The following is a 2865-nucleotide window of genomic DNA, read 5'->3' as shown; positions in this document are numbered from 1 at the left end:
CATAGCTATACGAGATAACATACAATTAATACTATAATAACTAATAATAATAGTGCAAAAATTTGGAAGTATCATTTGGTTATTCTATAACTAAAAATTTGCGAGTTTTAGATAAACATCCAGGTTATTGTAGTATTCTTGCGTAGTTGAAAATAGAGGCCCTTCGCAATAAATTTATTGTCTCATACTGGGAAGGTTACCCTCACCTAAAAGAATAAGGTTTGCATCTAAGGTTACTGCAGCGATACTACATCATGAGGTATATGTGACCACCAATATTCTGAAGTTGGTACCACTTGCAGATATGGAAAAAGAGTTCGAAAAAGTTAAGCAAAAGCGCAAGAGCTGCCGCAAATAAAACTAATCTAGTTTTATTTAGAGTCTAGTGCATTATTTGTTGGCGGTTTATCAAATGGTGGGTAGGCAATTTTGCCGGTAACCATAAGTTCTGGTTGATAAAAAGCGAATTTTATCACATCAAAAGTAAAACCTTTGACACCTAATTTCGGATCAGTTTTTTCATGATTTAAAATCCACACGCCTTCATTGGGTTGGCCATCTTTCCAATCCCATCGAGTGTTTCTATTCTCGTCTTGCCAGACTACTAATGCATACTCACCATAATTAAGACCATTGATATCACCCTGCACTTGATTATCGGTTACACTGAATAGCTGATAGCGATAAGGAGGGGTTTTGTCGTCAAGTGGGGGAAAACTGGTAAAAAGCATTGCAATTACAGTGGCAGTCGATTTTAAACCAGTAAGATGCAACTTAAGGGTCCCTTTTTTTAGGCTTGAATTGTCACGTCCGGTATACACGTATTTCGCTAGTGTAAAGCTAAGAAACGAATATGGTTTTGGATCTGTAAAAGTACGTGACTTACCTTCAATTTCCCAACCAGGTTCATGAACTAAAATATCATAGACATTTCGACTTAAACCGCTGCTATCAGTTAACGACCAAAACGGTTTATGACTCGCAAGCAACTCTTTAAGTCCTTGATTGTAGCGAAGCCGCGGGCTCATCACTCGCAAAATTTCATCACGTTGCGCTTCAACAACATTACTAGAGTAATAATTTATTGCTTGTGGAAAGTAATAATAAGCAGGACCTACCGTGAAACAATCAGATGTAATAAGCAAATCGCCTGGCTTTAATTCTTTTTGTAGAACTTGGCGCACCTGTTTAAATGGCAAGTTAAATTGATGTGTATAGAGATCTTTTAGGGTAAAACTCTGAAGAATCGTCAGCAAAACAATTGTTGCAACATATAATTTAAGGCGTGTAAGTTGACCAATGCCCAAGCCAATTAACAACGCGAATACACCAGATAGCACTACCATGTAGCGACTATAAAAAATTGGCACCGAAATAAGTGACATAATAATAGCCACAAATATGGTGCCGCAATAAACAACCAACGACATAATAACAAAATTGAAGGTAGTCGTTTTTTGTTTTTGGCGAGATATGATTACACCAAATATAATAAGCGTTAAAGAAATTATAAAGGCGACAGCCATTGTTGGCTGTACAACTGGTAATGGCGTAGGGAACAACTCACGATAAGCAAATGGCCGAAAAACTGCAGAGAATATAGCTTCAATAGATACCGGAGGAATCCAGAATTTGGTTTTATTAACTCGCATGGTTTGGTTAAAAAGCACTACGAGCCAAGGTGAATAAGCAATAAGTATTAGTGCGGCGGTAGCAAGATAACGATGTAACTGGGCGCGATGGCGTATCAGAATAAAACATAAAATAAAAATATGGGCCATAGTTACAGCTATGAGGCCGTAATAATGAGAGTATGCCGCTACTAAAGAGGTAATAGCAAAAATAATCCAATCTTTAATCCGACCATCACGGGCAGCGCAAAACCCATATAATACGGTGGCGGTTACGGAGAAATTGGCTAGCGAATACATTCGGGTTTCATGCGCGTAAATCAACATGACCGGAAAAGACAACACGACGATAGCATAAGCGAAAGCTGTACGGTCACCAAAGAGACGACGTACCGGACCAGCCCCAAGTCCCACCATACCGATCGCCGCGACAGCTGAAATGAAACGCAAAGCCCACTCAGAATCACCAAGGATCATCTGCGTAAAATGTAATAAGATAAAGTAAAGCGGTGGATGATTTTCATATGGCATCAACGACATAATTTCAGAGAAGCTGTGATTAGCTATTGCCGCTGATATAGCTTCGTCATACCAAATGAGTTCGTGTGAAATGCCTGCAAAATAAATAACACATGCTGCAATAATTAATATTGTCCAAACGATAAATGCACGTCGGTTTATGGCATACTCGCTAGTAGTCATGATTTGATTATCCTTAAAACGTATTAGACCTAATACACAATCGTTAGCACAGCAAGCTCCAGGGGTTTCAGGAGATTCCAAAAGGTTTCAGGGAGGTTTCAGGGGGCAGTGTTTTACAATTCGTTAAAACAGTGTCCCCTGTATTTGTATTCAAGGATGCGACACCAACGGTGATGGCAACGCCACTCAACCTGCCCGCTTAGATTGGGGAAACATCGATACTAATGGGACGAATGGATCAGTCTTCAACTACTGTGAGTTCTACTACGGAGGAGATAGCTCCTATTCTACGACACTCATGCTGTCGGCTAGCTCTCGGGCTACCATAACTAATAGCTTGTTTGCCCACAATGATGGCTGCTCTAAATTGGTGCCAGACGAATATAAAACTATGAATTATAAAGGAATTTTTGTCGTCTGGCACCGCACCAATTTAGGGGCCATGTGCTGACTCTTGATCTCATCTCTGTAATTGATCGATTTTATTAGGCTTTACTGGATGCCCTCTTTCGAGGGCATGACGTAGAGAGTT

Annotated in this window: 1 protein-coding gene; it reads right to left on the bottom strand. The window is 39.8% G+C overall.

Annotation, left to right across the window (positions count from 1 at the left end):
• Nucleotides 1–371: 371 nt before the first annotated feature.
• On the bottom strand, nt 372–2333 hold the full coding sequence (locus JW841_16545; protein MBN1962543.1) for a glycosyltransferase family 39 protein: 1962 nt from the start codon (nt 2331–2333) through the stop codon (nt 372–374).
• Between the last annotated feature and the right edge of the window lie 532 nt (nt 2334–2865).

It is taken from the genome of Deltaproteobacteria bacterium (assembly GCA_016931625.1).
In the GTDB taxonomy this organism is placed as follows: domain Bacteria; phylum Myxococcota; class XYA12-FULL-58-9; order XYA12-FULL-58-9; family JAFGEK01; genus JAFGEK01.
The sequence above is the reverse complement of the archived record's forward strand: the minus strand, read 5'-3'. Positions and strand labels throughout refer to the sequence as shown.

Excerpts from the sequence above, each read along its gene's own strand:
- JW841_16545 (MBN1962543.1), bottom strand. The coding sequence starts at position 2,333 with ATGACTACTAGCGAGTATGCCATAAACCGACGTGCATTTATCGTTTGG.